This is a genomic window from Deinococcus puniceus (genome assembly GCF_001644565.1).
GTDB classification, from domain to species: domain Bacteria; phylum Deinococcota; class Deinococci; order Deinococcales; family Deinococcaceae; genus Deinococcus; species Deinococcus puniceus.
Genome location: NZ_CP011387.1, coordinates 2,383,870 through 2,406,167, shown reverse-complemented (window position 1 = coordinate 2,406,167; position 22,298 = coordinate 2,383,870). Strand labels below are relative to the sequence as shown.

Below are 22,298 nucleotides of genomic sequence, written 5' to 3'. Positions count from 1 at the left end.
TATGAGCGTTGCCTTGGTGTCTCTCATGTCTAGCCGTGGTCATCAGCCAAAAAGCAGAGGCGGGCGCACGATTGCTGCCCGCCTCTGCTCTAGCTCTTCTTTCTCAGGGCAGCGGGAAGCCGCCAGCAAAGGCGTGGACTTCGGCCTTCACGTCTTCACCCTTCAGGGCGCGGTCAATCAGTCCGGCGATGGTGTGCATGTCGGCCTCGTTCATGCCGCGCGTGGTCACGGCGGGCGTGCCGAGGCGAATGCCGCCGCCGTGCAGAATCTTCTCGGAGTCGTAGGGCAGCGTGGATTTGCTGATGGTGATGTGGTTGGCGTCCAGCAACTTGGTGGCCTTGGTGCCGTTCAGGCCGTTGGGGCGAATGTCAAGCACCAGCAGATGGTTGTCGGTGCCGCCCGACACCACGCGGTAGCCGAGGCTCTGAAAGGCTGTGGCGAGCGCCTGCGCGTTCTTCACGATCTGCGCGGCGTAGGTCTTAAATTCAGGCTGCAAGGCTTCGCGGAAGGCGACGGCTTTGGCGGCGATCACATGCTCCAGCGGCCCGCCCTGATAGCCGGGAAACACGGCCCGGTCAATCTTCGCGCCCAGTTCGGGGTCGTTGCTGAGAATCACGCCGCCGCGTGGCCCACGCAGGGTTTTGTGTGTGGTGCTGGCGACTACATGCGCGTGGGGCAGCGCGTTGGGATGCACGCCCGCCGCGATCAGTCCGGCAATGTGCGCCACGTCGGCAAACAGGATCGCGCCCACTTCATCGGCAATGACGCGGAAGGCCGCGAAATCAATAACGCGGCTGTAGGCACTGGCTCCGGCAATGATCATTTTGGGCTGGTGCTCGTGTGCGAGGCGGCGCACTTCTTCCATGTCGATCAGTTCGGTTTCGGGGTTCACCTTGTAGCCCACGATCTTGTACCGCAGGCCACTAAAATTCACCGGGTTGCCGTGCGTCAGGTGTCCGCCGTGCGACAAATCCATGCCCAGCACGGTATCGCCGGGTTCGATGAGCGCGTTGTAGATGGCGAGGTTGGCGCTGCTGCCCGAATGCGGCTGCACGTTGGCCCACGCCGCGCCAAACAGTTCCTTCACGCGCTCGATGGCCAACCGCTCTACCTGATCTACCACTTCGCAGCCGCCGTACCAGCGTTTGCCGGGGTAGCCTTCCGCGTATTTGTTGGTCAGCACGCTGCCCTGCGCAGCCCGCACTGCGGCGCTGGCAAAGTTCTCGGAGGCGATCAGCTCGATGCCTATGCGCTGGCGCTCGCCTTCCTGCGCGATCAGGTCAAAAATGGCCGAATCGTGATCGACGGTCTGGTGGGCGGTGGCGCTCGGAGCCGCGCTACTCACGGCGGGGGCAGTCGGTTCGGCAGTCGTCATAGGAGTACGGTAACACCGCAGCGCCGGGACGTTGGGGAGTTGTCTCCGCAGCTTGGACGTGGAGGCGTTGGTCTTTGGGCGGGAATAGTGGGGCGTTTAGGTTTTTGGTTTGCTGTGACGTTTTCCCCCACCCCCCAGCCCCCGCCCCCAAAGGGTGCAGGGGAGTTTGTCGCTCCGCTCGGGAGGATTGATCTTGTCGTATTCACACTCGGCTTGTTCGTTCTTTTGAAGCGGAGTCGCCAGTCGTCTTGAACATGGAATTGGCCCGCGCGCTGCACGCACGACGGCCTCACACGCAGTTGGGCGGGGACGGGTTGGGGTAGCGGTATGGTGGTTTTAGCTCCTCACCCTTGAGGGGGAGGCTGGGACTCGCAGAGCTGCGCAGCAGAGGGGGTGAGTGAGCAACGCGATTGCCCTTCCGCCCTGCCTTAGACCCTCAGACCCTAGACCCTTAGACCAAGCCCCCTAAACGCACCGCCCAAAACCGCCCCCACCCTACCCCGATTTGCCCCAACCGTTGTCCGAAAGGAGGGGCAGCGGCTCTGTCAGACTGGGCTGCGGCACTCCCAGCGGCACCGGAATCTGCTCGGGCGGCACGGCGCGGCCCACCAGATAGCCCTGAATGGCGTCGCAGCCCAGCACCCACACGGCCCGCGCCTGTGCCGGGGTTTCTACGCCCTCGGCCACCACGCGCAGGCCCAGCGCCGCGCCCAGCGCCACCACTGCCTGCACCACCTTGTAGGCCGCCTGCTGGCCGTGCAGCCCATAGTTCGCCTCCTGCCCCCGTTCAGATGGCCCCAGTTCCGACACGAAGGCCCGGTCAATTTTGAGGGTGGTGATCGGCAGGCGCAGCAAGGCCGCCAGCGAGGACTGCCCTACGCCAAAGTCGTCTATAGCCACGTCGACGCCCAAGTCCAGCAGCGCCCGCAGGGTTTCTCTGGCCTGATCGTCGTCGGCAATCAGCAGGCGCTCGGTGACTTCCAGTTCCAGCGCCGTACCGGGCAGGGCGTAGCGGGTCAGGGTGGCCTGTAGGCGGGGCAAGAAGTCCGGGCGCATCAGGTGCGGTGGGTCGATATTGATCGCCACTCGGCGTTCGGGTTGGGTCTGCCGCCATTCGGCCAGTTGGCGGCACGCTTCTTCTACGACCCATTGCCCGATGTCGATCATCAGGCCCGCGTCTTCGGCCACCGGAATAAATTCGGACGGCGACACGCTGCCCAGTTCGGCGTCGTCCCAGCGCAGCAGGGCTTCGAAGCGCCGGATCTGCCCGCCCCGCTCCTGCTGAGGCTGATAGAACAGCCGGAATTCCCCGCGTTCGAGTGCGCCCCGCAGCCGCGTTTCCAGCAGCACCCGCCGCGCCGCACCGTGGTCATCGCGCACGGGCGAGTACAGGCGCACCGCGTTCTTGCCGCTGCGTTTGGCCGCGTACATCGCCAGATCGGCGCGGCGCAGCAGGGCTTCGGCGCTCTGTGCATCCGGCCCCGACAGCACGCCGCCCAAGCAGGCCGTGACATGCAGCGTCTGGCCCGCCAGAAGTACCGGATCGCGTAGGGCGTCCAGCAGCCGTGCGCCCAAGTCCTGCAACAGTTCGGTGCTGGCAGGCGTGATCAGCACCAGAAACTCATCGCCGCCGAAGCGGATGCAGTGCGTCCGGCTGTGCTCGGTGTTTGCCCCCGCCGCCCGTTGCAACCGCCCCGCGACTTCCCTCAGCAACTCGTCGCCCATGCGGTGGCCGAGGGCGTCGTTCACGAACTTGAAATCATCGAGGTCTATGAACAGCACGCCAACCGGGTCGCCCTTGGCCAGCAGGTGCGGCAGCAGCGCGTCGAACTGGGCGCGGTTGCCCAGCCCGGTCAGGGGATCATGATGCGCCTGATGGTGCAGCAGCGTGCGGCTTTCTTCCAGTTTGGCCTGCTGGCTTTGCAGTTCCCGCAGCGCCAGCGTCTGGCGGGCCGCCACCAACAGCGCCACCACGAACGTCGCTACCAACACGCCCTGAGCCTGAGCCGAACGCAACTCCTGCAAGGTCAGCAGCAGCGCAAAACTACCGCCTAGCGCGGCGTAAGGGGCAATCAGGGTACGCAGGCCCATGCGAGGCGGGAGAGTCGGCGTGGGCGGTGGGGCAATTCTGGAAGACAGGCTGGCCTGCACCACCTTGGCCTGCATCATGCTCGCCTGCACCGCTGCGCCCGCAAACAGCAGCGTCGCCAGCGGCCAGAGGGTGTCGGGCCACTGCTGCCCGGTGTAGGCATTCTGGAGGGTCAGGAAGCTGTAGCCCAGATCGGCGGCGATAAAGCAGGCCATACCCAGTGCCAGCGTCCAACTCCAGTCGGGGTGTCTCCAGTCGATTCGGCGTGTGGTTCCCTTTCCCCGGTGGGCCGCGCCGCGCCATGCCCGCGCCAGCAGCAGGGTCAGCAGCAGCAGGTCAGAGAGCGGATAGGCCGCCGTGACGATGTTGGACAGCAGGGAATTGCTGGAATTCAGCAGTTGCGCGGCCAGCAGGAAATACCACAGGTACGCGCCCACACTGACCACCAGCGCGGCCACATCCAGCCACGCCGCCTGCCCCACCAAGGAGGGCTGCTGGCGCTCCAGCTTCAGGAAAGCCAGCAAAAAACAGACGGGGAGTGCCAGAAAAAACGGATCGGCCAGCGAGAACATCCCCGTGAACAGCTGCAGCGAGGCAAAAATAATCTGCCCGACGCCCCACAGCAGCGTGCCCAGCGCCAGCAGCCGCCACACACCGGGTTGTGCGGTGCGCGGGGCCACCCCCCACATGCTCGCTGCGGTGCCCAACAGCACGGGAACATACAAAAAGCCATTCAGGGGAGACGCCGTTTCAGGCAGCGTCCACAGTCCCATGACCCGGCTCAGATGCATGAAGTAAATCACTAGAGCCGTGCCTAAACCCCATTTGATGTATTGGGAGAGGGGGGAGGCTATAGGCCGCATACCCCGGAGTTTAGAGAACCCCCCCTGCCGCCCCTCTTACAGGGTTGGATGTGAATTGAATAGATTCGTCTTCATTAAGTCGAAAGGGGAATGAAATCGATGGGCTTGTGCCCCAGCCGCCGCTGCACCTCGCGTAGATCCTCGCCGTCTGCCAGCACCAGCACGCTGTCTCCGGCCTCCAGTTCGGTGGCTCCCTTGGGAATCAGGAATTCTCCGGCGCGGTGAATCAGGATCACGAGGGCGTTGGGCGGCAGGTGCAGGTCGACAATCCTTGTGCCGTCGGCGGCGCTGCCCCGCAACACGTCCACTTCCACCATCTCGTTCTTGTTGTGTCCGGTGGGCGTGTAGGTAATCGGGTAATCGGTGCGGGTGGGCAGGGCCTCGCGCACACCCAGCGCACGGGCCACCAGCGTCAGGGTGGTGGCCTGCAACAGCACGCTGGTCAGCACGATAAAAAACACCACGTTGAACAGGATTTGGGATTGCGGCACGCCCGCCAGCAGCGGAAAAGTCGCCAGCACGATGGGCACGGCCCCGCGCAGGCCCACCCACGCCACCATGCTCTTTTCGTTCAGCGGCATCTTGGCCCGCGACAGGCTGAGGTACACACTGACGGGCCGCGCCACGAACACCAGAAACAGGGAGCAGGCCAGCGCCAGCCCCGCCGTAGGCCACAACTCACGCGGATTGACCAGTAGGCCCAGCGTCAGGAACATGCCCACCTGCATCAGCCACGCCAGCCCATCGTGAAAGTTGATCAGGCTGCGCTTGTGAATGAATTCGGCGTTGCCCAGCACGACGCCTGCAATATAAATAGCCAGAAAGCCGCTGCCGCCCGCCAGAGCTGTGGCACTGAAAATGGTGAGGGCCAGCGCAATCGTCAGCACCGAATACAGCCCCTCGAACTGAAGCTGCACCCGGTTGATGATCCACAGTGCGGCCCGGCCCAACCCGTAGCCCAGCACGCCGCCGATAATCATCTGCTTGAGGAACAGCGGCACGATGCTCAGCACGCCCGCATCGGGTTGGGCGATCAGTTGCAGCAGGCCGATGGTCAGAAAGACTGCCATCGGATCGTTGCCGCCCGACTCGAATTCCAGCAGCGGGGCCACGTCGCCCTTGAGGCCCAGCGCCCGTTCCTTGAGAACGCTGAACACGGCGCTGGCATCGGTAGAACTGACTATCGCGCCCAGCAGCCACGCCACCAGCCAGGGCAACCCGAACACGTAATGGGAAAATACCGCCATCAGGCCCGCTGTGACCAACACGCCGATGGTAGCGAGGCTCAGCCCGCGCCGCACCACCGGTTTGGTCAGCGCCCAGTTGGTGTCCAGCCCCCCTTGAAACAGAATAAAGGCCAGTGCCACCACGCCAAAAATCTGGGCCAAGCGGTAATCGTGAAACTGGATGCCCAAGCCGTCTGATCCGGCCAACATGCCCACGCCCAAAAACAGCAGCAGGCCCGGAATCCCCAGCCTTCCCCCGATCCGGCTGAGCAACAAGCTCGCCAGCAGCAACACGCCCGCCGCCAGCAGGTACAGCTCGGCGTGTGCCTCACCCATTTGGGCCGCCTCCCGGTGCATGAGCGCCAGCGTTGTGGGGCTGTGCCTGTCGGGTCTGGAATGCTTGGCGGGGTGTGCGCTGGGTCAGGTTCATGATCTATGGTGGCATACGTACCGCACGGAAAAAGGGCGCACGCTGTGCAACTTGTGCGGGGCAGACACCTTGACCCCGCCCCAAGCACCCGCTACCCTGAACCCATGACTGCCCGCCCCGGTACCCCATCATCAGGTACACGTTCGCCGTTTACACGGAGCGGGAAGACGCTGACCTGAGAACCTCGGTCACGCGCCTCGTCCCGCCGCACCCTGACGCGGCGGGCTTTTTTTGGTTCTGTTCACCTTAGGAGTTCCTATGTCCGATCAAGCTATGACCGATCAAACGCTGCAAACCCAAGCTCTCCAAGAGATTGCCGCCGCCCCAGATGGAGAAGCCCTGCAAGCCGTCAAAACCCGCTATGTGGGCAAAAGCGGGCTGGTGACCAAAGAACTGGGCACGCTGGGCAAGTTGCCGCCTGAAGAACGCAAAGCACGCGGCGCAGAAATCAATGCCGTGCGGGCCGCGCTGGAAACTGCCCTGAACGAGCGCGAAGCCGTGCTGAAGCAGGCCGCCCTAGACGCCAAACTTGCCAGCGAAGCCATAGACGTGACGCTGCCGGGTCTGCCCCTTCCGGCAGGTGGCCTACACCCCATCAACCGTGTGTACGACGACCTGACCGCCATTTACGAACGCATGGGTTACGCCGTCATCGAAGGGCCGGAAGTGGAAGACGAGCATCACAACTTCGAGGCCCTGAACGTGCCTTGGTATCACCCCGCCCGCGACTTGCAAGATACGTTTTGGCTGGACGATGGCCGTCTGCTGCGGACACACACCAGCCCTATGCAGATTCGCTACATGGTGGCCCACGAACCCGCCCTAAAAGTCGTGGTGCGCGGCAAGGTCTACCGCTACGAAGCCACCGACGCCACCCACGAAGCCATGTTTCACCAGCTGGAGGGCTTGGTGGTGGGCGACGGCATAAGCATGACCGACTTGAAAGGTACGATTGCCGAAATGGCGCGTGGGCTGTACGGCCCCACCGCCAAAGTGCGCTTTCAGCCCAGCTATTACCCGTTCGTAGAACCGGGGGCCGACTTTGCCGTGTGGTGGGACAACCCGCGTGGCGAGAGCAAATGGCTGGAGCTGGGCGGCTGCGGCATGATTCACCCCAACGTGTTCAAGGCCGTGGACGACCTGCGCGAAGCCGAGGGCCGGGAGCGCGTATACGAGGGCAAAACCGGATTCGCCTTCGGGCTGGGGCCAGAGCGCATCGCCATGTTGAAGTACGGCATTCCTGACATCCGCTACTTCTACGCGAATGACCCGAAAGTGATCGGGCAGTTTCGGGGGGAGTTGGGGTAGGGCCAGTGGAAGCCCTCGCCATTCCCTGCGTCGGGGCCATCATTCGCGGTCAAAAGGATGGTCAAGACGCCCTACTGATTCAAAAACGCCAGAAACCGGGCGGCGGAATCGAAAACGGAATGCTGGAAGTGGCGGCGGGCAAAGTGCGCGAGTACGAAAATGTATTTGTGGCGCTGCGCCGGGAAGTGCGCGAGGAAACGGGCCTCAGCATTAGCCGAATCGTAGGCGAAGAATCTTCAATCGTTCGCACGGTCAACGGTTACGAGGTTATGAGCTTCACACCCTTCCTGACGACTCAGAATCTATCCGGCGGCTACTCCATCATCTTGCACACGTTTATCTGTGAAGCGGAGGGTCATTTGTTAGGGGAAACGGGCGAGACCACCAATATTCGCTGGATCACGCGTCAAGACTGCCGGGAATTGCTGAGGCGAACGCCTGAGGCTTTCTATCCGCTGCATATCAATGCTCTGAGTCTATTTTTGGGTGTGGAGTGAGGGGGAGTGATTTGGTTGCCCTGCCCAATCTTTTTGATGATTTAGATCGTTTTTTACAAGCCAGCCAGTTCAAAGATGCGTGGTCTGATGATGGATGCTGTTATGCGAACAGATTGCTTTTTGATTTCTCTGATAGTGATTGGGAACACCTAGCCGCTGTCATCGCAGGCCGGGAAAGACTCTGGAAACTCTCGCTTACACAGGCTCTGACTGAAATAACGACGAAGCAATCCATTTCGATCCTTATCTCTTTTATGCGAGAGCCTGACGAAGAACTATTTTACGAAGCTGCTGTGACTCTAGAAGAAAACATCCGTTCGGGCGCTGAACTTGCCATTCCACCGCTGGAAGTTCAGGGAGTGATTGAGCAAAAGAAAAGACAAACAGGCAAAGAACTGTTAGGCGTTTGGAGCCTAGAAGCCGAGATATTGCGTCTGATAGCGAAAAAAGGACACCCATGAAACTTCCCTACACTTGGCTTAAAGAACTCCTGCCCGCCCTGCCTCCCGCCGCTGACCTAGAACCGATTCTGGCCCAATTGGGGCTTCCCTTAGAAGGCATTGAAGACGTGCCAGCGCCCATTGAAGGCGTCGTGCTGGCTGCCGTGACCGAGGCCGCGCCCATAGAGGGCACGCAACTGACCCGCTTGGCGCTGGATGTCGGCCCACACGGAGCCAAAACCATTGCCAGCGGTGCGCCGAACGCGGTGGGCCTGCGGGCGGGCACGATGGTGGCCCTCGTGACCCCCGGTACCACGCTGGGCGGCATGGAGTACGGCGTGCGCGTGCTGCAAGGCGTGGAATCGTGGGGCATGGCGGCCAGCGCCAAAGAACTGAGTCTCGGTGAGTCGGCGGCGGGGCTGATGCTGTTTCCGGCGGGCACGGCGGCTCCCGGCACGCCCATGTACACCGTCTGGGCCGCTGACAGCGTGCTGGACGTAGAAGTCACCCCCAACCGCGCCGACGTGCTGAGCGCGGTGGGCTTGGCCCGTGACCTCGCCGCCTTCCTGAAGCTGGAACTGGTGATGCCCGATGCAGGGCCGCAACCCTCTGGAGAAGGAGAAATCCGGGTGTCGCTCCCGCCACGTGGCCTCGTCATCGAGCGCGATCCTTCCCGCAAATTGCGCTTCGGGTGCGACCATTTTGCCGCCCGCACCGTGTCGGGTCTCCAAAACGGCCCCAGCCCGCTGTGGATGCAGCGCCGCCTGACGCTGGCCGGAATGCGCCCCATTGACCTGATCGTGGACGCCAGCAATTACGTGATGCTGGAACTGGGCCAACCCACCGCCCTGTATGACCGCCGCGACGTGACCGACGACCAGATCATCGTGTCGTTCGGCTTGCGGCAGGGCGAAACCGTGCGTGATCTGATGGGCGGCGAGCATGGGACGGGGCCAGAAGATTTGCTGATCTTGGATGGCCGCCCCGTGCCGATCTCCACGGTGGCCGACGCTTTTGCTACCGCTGGCGAGGTCAAAGCTGGACAGGGCGTGCTGGGTATCGCGGGTATCATGGGCGGCGAGCATGGGCGCGTGCGGGCTGATACGAGCGATGTGGTCATCGAATCGGCGCACTTTGACCCCGTGTTGCTGCGGCGCACCAGCACCCGCCTTGGCCTGAAAACAGATGCCGTGTACCGCTACGAGCGCGGCGTTGATCCGTTGCTGGCCCCACGCGGCGCGAACCGGGTGGCCGGACTGCTGGCGGCGGCGGGCGGCGGCGCGGCCCATCCCGGCCTGACGTTGGTGGGCACGCCCGACGTTCCCGGCGTCATCGGGGCCACGGGCAGCCAGATTCGCGCCCTGCTGGGCATGGACATCTCCACCACCGAAATGAGCGAAATCCTGACCCGACTGGGCTGCGAAGTGGTGGCCGCTGACGACCAACTGACGGTGACGCCGCCCTCATGGCGCATCGATATGTCTATCTGGCAGGATTTGGCCGAAGAAGTGGCCCGCCTGCACGGCTTTATCCATCTGCCTGAAACGCTGCCCACGCTGCGGATTCATACCAGCAACATCGGCGCGGAAAAAGAAGGCTTGGCACGGGCTGGCCTGCGCCGCGCCTTGGCCGGACTGGGCGCACAAGAAGTCGTGACCTACACCTTTACCAGCGATGAAGAAGCCGCCAAATCCCGCGCCGAAGCGCCCACCGTGCGCCTGCAAAATCCGCTGACGGCAGACCGCACGGCCATGCGAACCGCGCTGTATCCGTCGCTGCTGAAGGCGGCGGGCGCTCATGCCAAAGGCGAGCGCGTGCTGATCTTCGAGATCGGGCGTATTTTCCCCGCCAGCGGAGAGGCCGAGCGCGTGGGCCTGCTGATGCGCGGCGACCTCGCGCCCAAAACCCATCAGCCCGCCGTTGCCGGATCGTTTGGCGTGTTCAAGGGCCTGCTGGAAAGCCTCGCTGCCAGCCTCGGCGCGGGCGTAGAGGTGCGCCAGTTGCGCGGCGACGCGGTGCCCAGTGCGCTGCATCCCGGCATTGCGGGCGAACTGGTCTGGAATGGTCAGGGCGTGGGCTGGATCGGGGCGCTGCATCCCGCTGTGGCCGCCGAATTTGGCCTGAAAGGGGAGACCTTTTTGCTGGAAGCCGCCTTACCGCTACCGGGGCGGGCGTGGGCCTTCCGCGATCCCAGCCGCGCCCCCGCCGCGTGGCGTGATTTGGCGATTATCGCGCCCAACGGCGTCTCTTACGGCGAATTGGCCGCGCTGCTGAAGGCCGAGGCTGGAGCATTGCTGGAAACCGTGGAACCCTTTGACGTGTACGTGGGCACGCCCATTCCCGAAGGAGAGCGCAGCGTAGCCGTGCGCCTCGTGTTCCGGGGCGAAAAGACTCTGACCGACGCCGAGGTAGACCCAGTGATGGAACGCCTGATCGGGGCGATTCGGGCGCAGGGGTGGGGGATTCGGGACAAGTGAGCGGGAGCGAAAGGAGGGGGCTGAAGCGTGATGCTTCAGCCCCTTTTTGTGGGGAGAAGGGCAATCGCTTCGCTCACTCACCCCCTCTACTGCGTAGCTCTGCGAGTCCCAGCCTCCCCCCTCAAGGGTGAGGAGCTAAAAGCCCAAACGCCCCCCGCACCCCCTCCCGCACATACGCCCCCGCCCATTCCCCTTGCCCCGGCAACTCATTCGGCCCAGCCCAGCGTGCTTCTGAGATTTCGTCAGTCCTCAGGCGCAGGCTTCCGCTGATGCCCTCTGCACGGAAAATCACGCCTACTGGGTCAGTGATATTGCCCGCCGTATCCTGCACCCTGAACCCAGCCCCCGCCTGCATGTGTACCGGAATCAACCGTGCCGCCGTGAGGCCTGTTTCTTCCCGCAACTCGCGGGCGGCGCAGGCTTCAAAGCGTTCGCCGGGTTCCATGCCGCCGCCCGGCAATGCCCACAGGCCCGTGTTGGCATGCCGAAGCAGCAGCAAGCGCCCTGATTCATCCAAGACCTGAACGCTGGCACCGGGCAACAGGAGAGGCCGTTTGCCCGCTGCTGCACGCAAGGCCCGCGCAAAGTTGCCAGTCACGGGCGGCGGCGCGGGCACAGGCAACAGGGGCAACGGCGGCACGCCCACCCGCGCCCGCAGCAGGTTCATTTTCACGATGTTGGCATTCGCGCTGATGGGTGGAAGATCATCTAAATCGAACCACTTCAGAGCCAACGTTTCGCCGCTGTCGTCGGGGGCGGCATTGTCCAGCGCGGCGGCGGGGAGCGTGCCCTGCGCCCGCATCCCCACCATGTACACCTGATGGCCGTTGGGGTAGCAGTGGTACAGCTCCGGCCCGTCCACCAGACCTTCGGGAAAGTCCAGCAGGTGCAAGTCAGGACATACCAGCCCGGTTTCCTCTAACAACTCGCGGCGGGCGGCGGTCAAGAAGTCCTCGCCGGGTTCTACTGCGCCCCCCGGTGTGCCCCACAACCCGTCATCCCCACGCTGCTGCAACAAAATGCGGCCCCGTTCATCCAAGATCATCACGCCGATGCCGACTGCAAACAGCGGCGCGTGGCCCCAGACGGCCCGCAACTCTGACAAGTACCCCATGCGGGCGAGTGTAGCGGGGCGGGGGCGGGATGCCGGGCAAGTTGTCCTACTTGCGCCCTATTCTGCGCGGCCCTATCGCCTACCATGAACCCATGACCGACGCGCCCGCCCGTTCCCCCGATGCCGATTGGATTGATGAAGCTGGAACTTCTACGCCTGATTGGAGCTACGAAACCACTGCCGTCCAGACCGGAATCGGGCGCGGATTGGGCGTCACCATCGGCATTCCGGTGCATCACGCCGCCGCCTTTCAGTTCGAGACGCTGGAGCAGGCGCAGGAAGAATTTCAACTGAACACAGGCCTCAGCTATGCCCGCCTGCAAAACCCCACCGTGCGGGCGCTAGAAGAACGCCTGACTGCGCTGGAAGGCGGCGCAGCCACCATTGCGCTGTCCAGCGGGCAGGCGGCCACCCTCACCACCATCATGGGCGTGTGCCGCGCCGGGGATCATGTGGTGTCTACGGCCAGTTTGTTCGGCGGCACGTCGGGCATGCTGAACAACATTTTGCCGCTGATGGGCATTTCGGCCACCCTGACGGCCAATACACCCGACGCGGTGCGGGCCGCCATGCAGCCCAACACCCGGCTGGTCTGGGCCGAAACGCTCAGCAATCCCGCCGGAGACGTACCCGACATCGCTGCCTTTGCCGACATCGCGCACGCACACGGGGCGCTGCTGGGCATAGACAACACCTGCGCGGGCGTGGGATTCCTGTGCCGTCCACTGGAACACGGCGCAGATATCGTGTCTCAGTCGCTGACCAAGTGGGCGGGCGGGCACGGCGGGGTGCTGGGCGGCAGCGTTACGGTGGGCACGCAGCACGACCTGACGCGCAATCCGATTTACACCGAGGGCGGACCCAACAGCGTGCTGAACGTGCGCGGCGACGCGGCCCTCGCATGGCGGCAACGCTGGTTCGGGGCGCACCAACTGGGCATGAATCTGGCCCCTCAGAATGCCCACCAGATCGCGCAGGGTCTGGAAACGCTGGCGCTGCGGCTGGAGCGCGAATCAGCTACAGCGTTGGCGTTGGCACACTGGTTGGAAGCCCATCCCGGCGTGGGCCGCGTCAGCTACGTGGGCCTGCCGGGTCATCCTTCGCACGCCAACGCCCAACGGGTCTTGCGGCACGGTTTCGGCGCAGTCCTGACCTTTGAAGTGCCTGATCCCTCGGCCTTCTTGCCCCGCCTGAAGGTGCTGAGAATTGCCCCCAATCTGGGCGATACCCGGACGCTGGTGGTACATCCGTGGACGACCACGCATGGCCGCATTGCCGAGCCTGCCCGCCACGCCGCCGGGGTCACGCCCCTGACCATCCGCATGAGCGTGGGCCTAGAAGCACTGGCCGATTTGCAGGCGGATATTGGGCAGGCATTGAGGTAACGGCGTCGGGGTGAAACTGGGAGGGGTGCGCCACGATTCCAGCTCGATTCCAATCCTTACGAGTGCCGTAGACAACCCCACACTTGAGCTGACCCGCTATTCTGTATGCTGTGTCAGCTAATGGGTTGGATTTTTGTACGAGTCACAAAAAAAGTCCACTCCTAAGACGCCGAGTGCGCCACTCTGGGTTGCTCCACTTCCTAGCTTTGCGCCTCATCAGTCGGCTTTAGAGCATCAGCAAGCCGAACAACTGGCTGCACAAGTGGCCGTGCAACGTCAGCAACGGGCATGGATGGGGGCGTTTAAACCTACCATCAGTCTGCAGCGAGCAGTTCTTACGCCGCTGCTGAAGGCTGGACAGTACCGAAATCAGGATAAGCAATCTCTTCAGCAGGAGAGGACGGCGGTGCAAGATGCCTTGAGCGCGACTCAGGCGGCGCTTCCACCCTCAACTGTCCTGCAACGCATTCGCGATCCTCAGCCCACCGCTGTGTCTGCGCCAGTTCAGCGCACTCCTGATGGACGCCTGTTCATCCCTTCGCTACATGCCGCTACCCAGCATTTCAATGAACAAGTCAGCTTGCAACGGCAGCGCAGTTCGGGTGGCATTTTGCCTTTAGAGGCTTGGCAGGATGCCGCCCGAACAACCAGTGCAGCGTTGGTCAAGCTCTACCAAACCAATCAAACGCCTGTTGTTCAGCGGCAACAGGAATTGGCATCCAGCCTAGCTCAGATTCAGGGCGATTCTGACCGGGCCATGCTGTCTCAAGTGGTCTTGTCGCAGATCAGGCCCGCCGCCGAGCGTCCCATTATTCAGCGCCTGCTTCAGAATGCCGTCGCTGAACAGACACAACGTCAAACAATTTTGTCTGATCTGGCGAGCATTCAACGGTTGCAGGCGCGGCTAGAAGAGCTGGAAGAGGAAGGGGCAATTCATAGTGGGCCAGCCCTGACGAAGCGCATTGAGGCGCGGCGCGGCCAAGGTTTCACCCTGCCCGTTGCGGTGCAGCGTCAATTGGAACAGGGCCTCAATACCAACCTGAGCGCCGTGCGGATTCATGCCGACAGCGAGGCAGATCAGCTTGCCAAGAGTGTGCAAGCGACAGCGTTTACCACGGGAAGCGATATTTTCTTTCGGGCCAATCGGTATGACCCGCACAGCACCGGGGGTTTCGCCCTGTTGGCACACGAAACGACGCATGTTAAGCAGCAACAGGAAGGACGGGCCAGCCCCGGCATCGACACCGACGCGGGACTGGAAGCCGAAGCGCAGCGGGTGGAAGCCACCGCCCCCACATGGAAGCCCACTCGGAAACAAGCTCCTCAACACTTTTCTGTAAAACCAGCGGTACAAACGGTCAGAATGACGGGGGCGTTGCAGCGCAAACCAATGTATCAGCCCGCAGCGCCAACAGGTCAGGGCGTTCGTTTGGGCGGCGCAGGGCAAAAGTGGCAGGACGCTCAAGCCGCCACTTCTCAGGCGTTGTCACTTCTCCCCAGTCGTTTGGCCGCGCAGTACAAAAGCCTACCTGCCATGTTGAAAGACGGCCTCTTGCAGGTGTTGAAATACACCGCCTTGCTGCTGGGAGCGACCACTGCGGCTGGTGCCATCATTGGAGCGTTTTTTCTCGGTGTGGGGGCACCATTCGGTGCAAGAGCTGGCTTTGAAGTAGGCCTGACTGGGCTGAAATACTGGGGCCTGTACGAGATCGTCAGACTGGTCATGTCTCAGTTAGGCGCGTTGGGCACTCAGTTGGCTGCCTTTGTCCAGCAAGTGAACGTAGCCAACGGTGATCCCAAGAAAATTAGTGCCGCAGCAAACACCTTGACCAATGCCTTTCTGATTCTGACCAATGCTGTTGTGGCAGGCGTCGCGGTTTACGCCCTCAAGCAGGGTGTACCCGCACTGGTCAACAGTAAGTTTGGTCAGGCGATTGGCGCGAAGTCGGAAAAAAGTCCATCGGTTCAGTGGTTAATGGCACGCCACCGGGCTATCGCGGCGAGAGAACAGCGGGCAGTGCAGGCAGGGCAGCGGGTCACGACTCCAGCCATCAAAGTCATGGATGCAGCATTAGCTCAGGCAAGAAGTCACCTGACCAAGAATGAATATTGGACTCGAGGCGTTCAGGAAGGTCAATATCCTAAGGGAATAACCCAAATGGGTGTTTTAACAACGAAAAATGAATTTGTTGCCGCGTCAGAGCGGGTGTTTCTGGAGCCTATTCCTAAACAGTCTGGCGGATTTGTATCGGGTGGATTTGTGATCGAGAAGATACAAGTGTGGGATCAAGCTGGCAAGGATCTAGGAAAGATCAGCGTGAAAGGTGGCTTGCCCGTGAATGCCAACTACACACTTGACCTGAGCGGAGCGGGACAAACAGTACGCTGGACGCCGGGAAATGTGCTTCCAGCAGGCTTCCGACTTCAACTTTTGGAGAGAAGTGTAAAAGATGCTGGTCTGGCCGGTGGGCATACCAGAGACGCTTGGGACGAGAGTTTGGCAACCTATGGCGACAAGCTAAAAGTGGTAAAAACCGATCAGATCGTGTTGCGGTTTCCCGGTAATGCAGAGGCGGTCACGATGTCCAGAATAAATGCTGAATGGGATGGAATGATGATTAAACAGCCCAAGACTATTTTTGAGGGCAAGGGCGATGCAGGGATCATTGTTTTTGAAAGAGCGTTGGCTACGGAGTTGGCGACGTATTTTAGGAAGGGGGGAGCCATAAGAAGAGAAATCACAGTTGATATGCCCGTAATTGGTAAATATTCTCAACAGACAACTATCAAGATTGTTATTCTGCTCAAAGCGCCTCTCCCAGCGAATCCTGCAAGTGTTGTTTTTAGTACTTGGTATATAGACTCCGCTGCCTTCTCAAATCTTAAACTTGTGAGGTAGAATGACTTTTAGATATGCAGTTGCAGACAAGTATCCGAACTACTTTTCAATTACGAACGATGACAAAGGATTAGTTGCTGATATAATTGGCTATGTTCTTGGAGAGACAGTTAGTGGCCGTACAACTTTTGCGGAGATTGAAGCCTGCTTTGCTCCCAAAGGGGAAGGCTACTATGTTCAAGATGTAGTTGGCTGTCATTGGATTGATGACATTGAATACTCCATTTATGGCGGCTACCGGGAAATGGGCGCTCGGTATGGCAAACATGTCTATGAGGGTGTTGCGTTGGATTATCCCAACCTAGACTTGTGGCGCATTGATCGGGATCGGCCCAGAGCAATGATGGAAATTGAAGGCGAGGAATTGCGCCGCTTGTTCCGTGAAGTCCATGCGATTTATTTGGAGAAGGGCCTATACGATCCACCTAAAAAGAAGCGGGGCTGGTTCGGATTCTGACCCTTGAACTTGACGCTTAGCATTCTCCTGAAATGATTGGCCCGATGAGCTGCGGGTCTTTCCCCCTCGGGTTCCGAAAAAACATAAATGAAGCTTGGGCAAACGCTGGATTAGGTTTGCCCTGGCATCTATATTCTGCTATAAACGTAATTGAGCATCGTAATCCAATTCGCCTAACCGAGGTTCCCATGATTGTCGAAACCAAGATTGTTGGCCGCCGCACTCCCCTAGAACGCCGTCCGCTGGAACTTGTGGGCGAGGTGGCGACTCTGCGGGGGCTGATAGAGCAACTGGTCAGGGCCGAAGTAGACGGCTACAACGGGCGGCAAGCGGGCGCGGGCCTACTGCGGGTGCTGACCGAGCGCGAGCTGGATGCGGGCGCGGCAGCGGGCAAGGTCAGCGTGGGGCCTCAGGAAAGTGCGCGGCTAGCCGAGCCGGATGAAGCGGTGAAAGTGGCGCTGCTGGCCTACAACGACGGCATGTATTTCGTATTCGTAGACGATACACAGATCATGGCGCTGGATGAACCCCTAACCCTGCGCCCCGACAGCACGCTGCTGCTGCTGCGCCTGACCCCTCTGGCGGGCGGTTAAGCATGACCAGCCCTGCTCTGAACGGCCAAACCTTGGATGTGTACCTCGGCACTTTTCGCAAGGCGTGGAAGCCCGCCTATGACCGCCGCGCCGCCGCCCTGCCTGCTCCGCAAGCCGAGAAACTGGCCTTCCTGCGGGCCGATACGAGCACGGGCTACAACCCCAACCACATGGCCGAGCGCCTGATCTATCTGCAAGAGGGGTTGGCCGCCCCCAGCCCGGAGCGCACGGCTCTGCTAGGCGTCCTGTTTCCCCAGATCGCAGACACCGTAGAACGTGCCGTAGACACCTTCCTCACGCGCCATACCTATCCGCAGGGCTACTCGCGGCGGGCGTTTCGTGCGCCCGGACAGCCGCAGCAAGCAGAGCGGGCCGCCGCGTGGGTGTGGGCCTTGTGGGAACTGACCCGCGAATATCCGCAGGATGTGGAGTGGTTCGCCGTTCATGCCGGGCTGTTGGGCTGGCGTTCCGACGATTTGGGCTGGCTGCTGGCACAGGCCATAGACGACGGCAACGAGGCTGTCTTTGACGTGCTGGCACAGACTGCCGCCACACAGCACCCGGTGGCCCGCATGGGGCGGCATGTCACGCGGGCATGGCTGGTGTCGGCGCGGGCGGACGCTTGGGCGTTGGCCGAAGGATTGCTGTTGGCCGCCCAACGTCAGGAAGGGCTGCGGCAAGTCATTCTGGAAAGCATCGACGAGGCCCACCCAGACGCCTTTGCCCGCATGTTGCGCCTGATCCTGAAGGAAGACCTGCTCCGCTTTGCTGCCACCGTGCGGGCCGCCGACGTGTGGTTCGGCCTGAATTACGACGTGACCGACCTGAAACGCCTTCGCCCGCTGCTGACTCAGGCCAGCGGATTTTTAGACGACCCGGCACAGGCGCGGGCCGCCGTCGCTTCTGGAACCGGGCAAGACGCATTCTTGGCGTTCTACACGCTCGCCATGCGCGACGCGCCAGAAGCCGCCGCTTTGGCCCTCGGCCTGCTTCAGCCCACGCCCGACGCCGACCCGGAACGCCGCATGGCCGCCGCCCGTTTCCTGCTCGACAGCGACCTGTACACCTCCGCCGACCTGCTGTTCCTGCTGGACGACCCGGAACTGCGAATCGGGGCGCTGTATCTGAACCAGCATGGGTACAGCACCGACCCCGTAGACAGCAAATTTGAGCGAATCGAGGCCTATGCGCTGCGCCTGTCTGCTGCCCCCAAAGCTGCCAGCGGCGACGCCACGCATACGCCGCTGCTGTTTCCGTGGTTGGGCCACCTGCCCAGCAGAATAGACGTGCTGGACGGCCTGCCCCGGCATTTGGGCACGCGGCCTATCGGAATGGTGCTGGCCCATCTGCCTGCCATGAGCGGGTCTGGGCGGGCGGCGGTGTTGGGGGCCATACAGGAGCGGGCACTGGACGGGCGGGAAGTGGACGGCAAGATTGTGGCAACCACGCCGGTCACGCTGGATACCCAGAGCCGCGCCGCCATCTTCACGCTGCTGCAAGACCGTTCGTCGGCGTTGTCTCAGCAGGCTGTGAACCTGATAGACCGCTTGCTGACGCACGGATTAACTTTGGAAGAGGGTGAAACGCTGGAACTGGACGCCCTGCTGAAGCGCAAGGGGGCCGACCTGCGCCGGGGTGTGCTGAAACTGCTGGGCCGTGACCCTGCGCAGGCGGGAGCCAGTGCGCTGCGCCTGTTGGCCTCGCGTACCGGAGAGCAGCGGCAGGCGGGCCTCCAACTCCTGCTGCTGCACGGGCAGGCCGCCGATCTGCCCGCCGACTTCGTACCGCGTGGGCAGGCCGAAGAATCGCTGCACGCCGCCCTGATCACGCCCGATGCGGCGCTGACACTGAAAGATGGTCTGGGCCTGTTCGACCCGGCTCAGCGCACCTTGCCGCGCCCGGTGACGGCGCATATCCGGTCAACCCAGTCAACTCAGGGTGGATCGAAGGTGTCGCAGTGGATCAAAAACATTCTGCGCCCGTCCGCTGGCCCAACCCGGCCCTATACCGCTGTGCTGGAGCGAGGCGCGGCCCTGCTCACTGCCCTTGATGAACTTGTCCACACCCACCGCGAAACCCCGGTCACGGGCGAGGGCTGGGACGGCGAGGAAGTGCGGCTGCTGGGCAATCTGGGCTACTGGTACGGCGAACAGTTCCCGCTGCCTGACCTGTGGCTCACCTTCTGGCAGACCCGTGAAGACGCGCAAGACGATGATTTCACGGCCCTGATGTGGGCCACACGCCGTCACAAGACGCCCGCCGGGGCCGCCGCGCCGGATGAGGAAGACGACATTGATCTGGACGCCTTGCTGGACGAGGCCGAAGGCGCTGACACGGATGATGTGGACGACGAAGACGAGGATGAAGAGGAAAACGAGTTTGAAGACGGCGAAACTGAAAAGCTGGCGCTGACCGATCAGATTCTGGAAAAGATGTTCGGGCCGCCTGTGATGTTGCCCGCGCCCCTGCGCTATGCCTCGCTAATTTTCCGCGTGTTGCCGCTGTTGGCGCGGCAGGCCACCTCCGCCGACGTGGAGTTGGCGCTGGACGTGTGGGAAACGCAGTTGGCCGCCCTGCCGCAGGACGCCGAGCTGCAACCTAGCCGCTACAGCTGGGGCAGGGGCGACGATCCCCGCGACGGCCTGCATTCGCCCAATTTTCTGCCTTTGAGTTGCTGGACATTGCCTCAGCGCGAGCGGCTGTGGTGGCTGAGCCTGTACCAGAACCAAGCTTTCCCCAAGTTGGCGCGGCGGCGGCCCGACACGGCGCTGTTGCTGGAAGCCTATGGGCAGGGCTGGGCCAACCGCACCGACCTGCTGGACGCCCTGATCGGCGCTCCGGGCGAACGCGACGGCTATTCCAGCTACAACAACTTCTCGGAGCTGCGCCGTTATTCGGGCCGCAAACCCGATGAACGCCTGCCCACCCATCCAGATTGGGTGGCCGCCGTGAACACGGTGCGGGAGCGGGTGCTGGCCGTAGAACTGGAACGTGGCGACCTAGAAACAGCGGCCAGCACGCCTGCTCTGGCGCTGGCTTGGGTAGACGGGGCAGCGTATGCATTGAGGGCATTGGCGGCGCTGGGCAAGGAACCCCTGCGGCGCGGCTACACGGGCAGCAACGAGAGCCGCCCCAATGTGCTGAGTCACCTGATCCGGGTCTCTTTTCCTGCGGTGACCGATACGCCCGAAACGTTTGCGGCGGCGGTACAGACTCACGCCATCCCCGAAAGCCGCCTGCTTGACCTCGCCATGTTCGCCCCCCAGTGGGCCAAATTGGTAGCCGCCACGCTGGGCTGGAAGGGCTTGGAAAGCGGCGTGTACTGGTTGCACGCCCACACCCGTGACACCAGTTGGTCTGTGGCGCAGGACGTGCGGGAGGCGTGGGAAGCCGAAATCAGCGAGCGCACCCCGCTGACGCCGCAGGAGTTGCTGGACGGCGCGGTGGACGTGGGCTGGTTCCGGCAGATGTACGCCGAACTGGGCGCGGCGCACTTTGCCCGCTTGCTGGACGCCGCCAAATACGCTTCCAGCAGTGGCGGCCACAAACGCGCTGAACGCTTTGCGCGGGCGCTGCTGGGCGAGTTGCCCGAAGAAGAACTGACCGGAGCCATTGCCGCCAAACGCCAGCAGGACAGCGTGCGGGCGCTGGGGCTGCTGCCGCTCAGCAAGGGCAAGCAAAAGGGAGCGGCGCAACTGGAAGGCCGGTACCGCGTGCTCTCGGACTTCCGCCACTCGGCGCGGCAATTCGGGGCGCAGCGGCAGGCCAGCGAACGCCTCGCGGCAGACATCGGGATGCAGAATCTGGCCCGCACTGCTGGATATGCCGACCCGCAACGCCTGCGCTGGGCGATGGAAGCGCGGCTGGCCCCCGACTGGACACGGCAGGCCGATGTAGAGGGCGTGCAGGTGGGCCTGACCCTGACCACGCAGGGCGAAGCCAGCCTGTGGGTGCGGCGCGGCGAGAAACCGCTGAAGAACCTGCCCGCCGCCCTCAAGAAGCACCCCGAAATCGTGGCGATCCGTGAAACCCTGACCGAACTGGGGGCCACACGGGGCCGAATGCGGGCCGCGCTGGAGGAAGCGATGGTGCGCGGCGACCTGTTTACGCCGCAGGAATTGGCGCAACTGGCGCTGCATCCGGTGATTTCACCGCTGTTGCGGGCGCTGGTGTGGGTGCAAAACGAAGCGGCGTTGGGGTGGTGGCAGGGCCACGAGTTACAAACGCTGGCTGGGCCTGTGCCTACCGCTGAGCTTGCCCTCAGAATTGCCCACCCACACGACTTGTTTGCTTCCGGGCAGTGGCGAGAATGGCAAGCGCAGGTCATCGAACACGAGATTCAGCAGCCCTTCAAGCAGGTGTTCCGCGAGTATTACCCGCTGACGCCCACCGAAAGTGGCGCGAAACGCTCGGCCCGCTCCGCCGGACACCATGTGCAGCCCGCCAAAGCGCTGGCGCTCCTGAAAGCTCGCGGCTGGGTGGCGGTTCACGAGGAAGGCATCCGCAAAACCTTTCACGCCGAGGGCATCAACGTGTGGCTGGATACGTCTTTGGCGTACACCACGCCCAGTGAAGTGGAAGGCACGCCGCTGGACGGAGCCTATTTCACGTCGCGCGACACGGGTGAAGTGTTGGCGCTGGCCGCAATTCCGCCCCGCCTGTTCAGCGAAACCATGCGCGACCTCGATCTGGTGGTCAGCGTGGCGCATGTGGGCGGCGTAGACCCCGAAGCCAGCCAAAGCACTACCGAAATGCGGGCGGCGTTGGTGGGCGAAACCGTGCGCCTGCTGAAGCTGAACAACGTGCGCCTGCAAGATCAACACGCCCTGATCGACGGCGCGTTTGCACAGTACAGCGTGCATTTGGGATCGGGCAACGTGCATCTGCTGCCGGGTGGGGCGCTGTGCGTGGTGCCCGTGCATAACCAGCAGCAGGGCCGAATCTTCCTGCCGTTTGCCGATCCTGACCCCCGCACCGCCGAAGTGGTCTCGAAGGTGCTGCTATTTGCCCGCGACCGTGAGATTCAAGACCCGACGATTCTGGAGCAGTTGCGGTGAGAGGCTATTGGCGATACGTGGGAGGGCGTTTAGGGGTCTAGGGTTTAAGGAAAGATTCCAACCTCACCCGAAATCCTTGCACTCTCTA

The 22,298-nt window shown here is 62.4% G+C and carries 13 protein-coding genes; 9 read left to right on the top strand and 4 right to left on the bottom strand.

Translation table 11 applies throughout. The features are described 5' to 3' along the window. Window positions 1-103 precede the first annotated feature (103 nt). From glyA to SU48_RS10975, 3 genes are all read right to left on the bottom strand, one after another. Entirely contained in the window at window positions 104-1,375 is a 1,272-nt protein-coding gene (gene glyA, locus SU48_RS10985; protein ID WP_231881611.1) for a serine hydroxymethyltransferase, read from the bottom strand. Between the two features lie 495 nt (window positions 1,376-1,870). Next, entirely contained in the window at window positions 1,871-4,327 is a 2,457-nt protein-coding gene (locus SU48_RS10980; RefSeq protein WP_082869752.1) for a putative bifunctional diguanylate cyclase/phosphodiesterase, read from the bottom strand. A 74-nt stretch (window positions 4,328-4,401) separates the two neighbouring features. Continuing rightward, the gene (locus tag SU48_RS10975; protein WP_064016012.1) at window positions 4,402-5,889 is read right to left on the bottom strand and encodes a potassium/proton antiporter; all 1,488 of its coding nucleotides are present in this window, start codon (window positions 5,887-5,889) and stop codon (window positions 4,402-4,404) included. A gap of 382 nt (window positions 5,890-6,271) precedes the next feature. On the opposite strand from SU48_RS10975, the gene pheS reads away from it, so the two are divergent. The 4 genes from pheS to SU48_RS10955 are packed head-to-tail and all read left to right on the top strand — an operon-like array spanning window position 6,272 to window position 10,705. Then, complete coding sequence (gene pheS, locus SU48_RS10970) at window positions 6,272-7,291, top strand: phenylalanine--tRNA ligase subunit alpha (protein WP_064016011.1); 1,020 nt, start codon at window positions 6,272-6,274, stop codon at window positions 7,289-7,291. Between the two features lie 5 nt (window positions 7,292-7,296). Beyond that, on the top strand, window positions 7,297-7,788 hold the full coding sequence (locus tag SU48_RS10965; protein WP_064015289.1) for an NUDIX hydrolase: 492 nt from the start codon (window positions 7,297-7,299) through the stop codon (window positions 7,786-7,788). A gap of 11 nt (window positions 7,789-7,799) precedes the next feature. Continuing rightward, complete coding sequence (locus SU48_RS14190) at window positions 7,800-8,249, top strand: hypothetical protein (protein ID WP_157451153.1); 450 nt, start codon at window positions 7,800-7,802, stop codon at window positions 8,247-8,249. Continuing rightward, a complete protein-coding gene (locus tag SU48_RS10955; RefSeq protein WP_064015287.1) occupies window positions 8,246-10,705 on the top strand; it encodes a phenylalanine--tRNA ligase subunit beta in 2,460 nt (819 codons plus the stop codon). Before SU48_RS14190 ends, SU48_RS10955 begins: the two co-directional genes overlap by 4 nt. A 121-nt stretch (window positions 10,706-10,826) precedes the next feature. Here SU48_RS10955 and SU48_RS10950 read toward each other — a convergent pair whose 3' ends face one another. Continuing rightward, on the bottom strand, window positions 10,827-11,819 hold the full coding sequence (locus SU48_RS10950) for an NUDIX domain-containing protein (protein WP_064015286.1): 993 nt from the start codon (window positions 11,817-11,819) through the stop codon (window positions 10,827-10,829). Between the two features lie 92 nt (window positions 11,820-11,911). Between SU48_RS10950 and SU48_RS10945 the strand changes: the two genes are divergently transcribed. From SU48_RS10945 to SU48_RS10925, 5 genes are all read left to right on the top strand, one after another. Continuing rightward, complete coding sequence (locus SU48_RS10945; RefSeq protein WP_064016010.1) at window positions 11,912-13,204, top strand: aminotransferase class I/II-fold pyridoxal phosphate-dependent enzyme; 1,293 nt, start codon at window positions 11,912-11,914, stop codon at window positions 13,202-13,204. A 133-nt stretch (window positions 13,205-13,337) separates the two neighbouring features. Further along, entirely contained in the window at window positions 13,338-16,103 is a 2,766-nt protein-coding gene (locus SU48_RS10940; protein ID WP_197474642.1) for an eCIS core domain-containing protein, read from the top strand. Window position 16,104: 1 nt separating this feature from the next. Next, entirely contained in the window at window positions 16,105-16,560 is a 456-nt protein-coding gene (locus SU48_RS10935; protein WP_064015284.1) for a hypothetical protein, read from the top strand. A 188-nt stretch (window positions 16,561-16,748) separates the two neighbouring features. After that, the gene (locus tag SU48_RS10930; protein WP_231881610.1) at window positions 16,749-17,153 is read left to right on the top strand and encodes a hypothetical protein; all 405 of its coding nucleotides are present in this window, start codon (window positions 16,749-16,751) and stop codon (window positions 17,151-17,153) included. Between the two features lie 2 nt (window positions 17,154-17,155). Next, complete coding sequence (locus SU48_RS10925; protein ID WP_064015283.1) at window positions 17,156-22,210, top strand: DUF4132 domain-containing protein; 5,055 nt, start codon at window positions 17,156-17,158, stop codon at window positions 22,208-22,210. Window positions 22,211-22,298 lie beyond the last annotated feature (88 nt).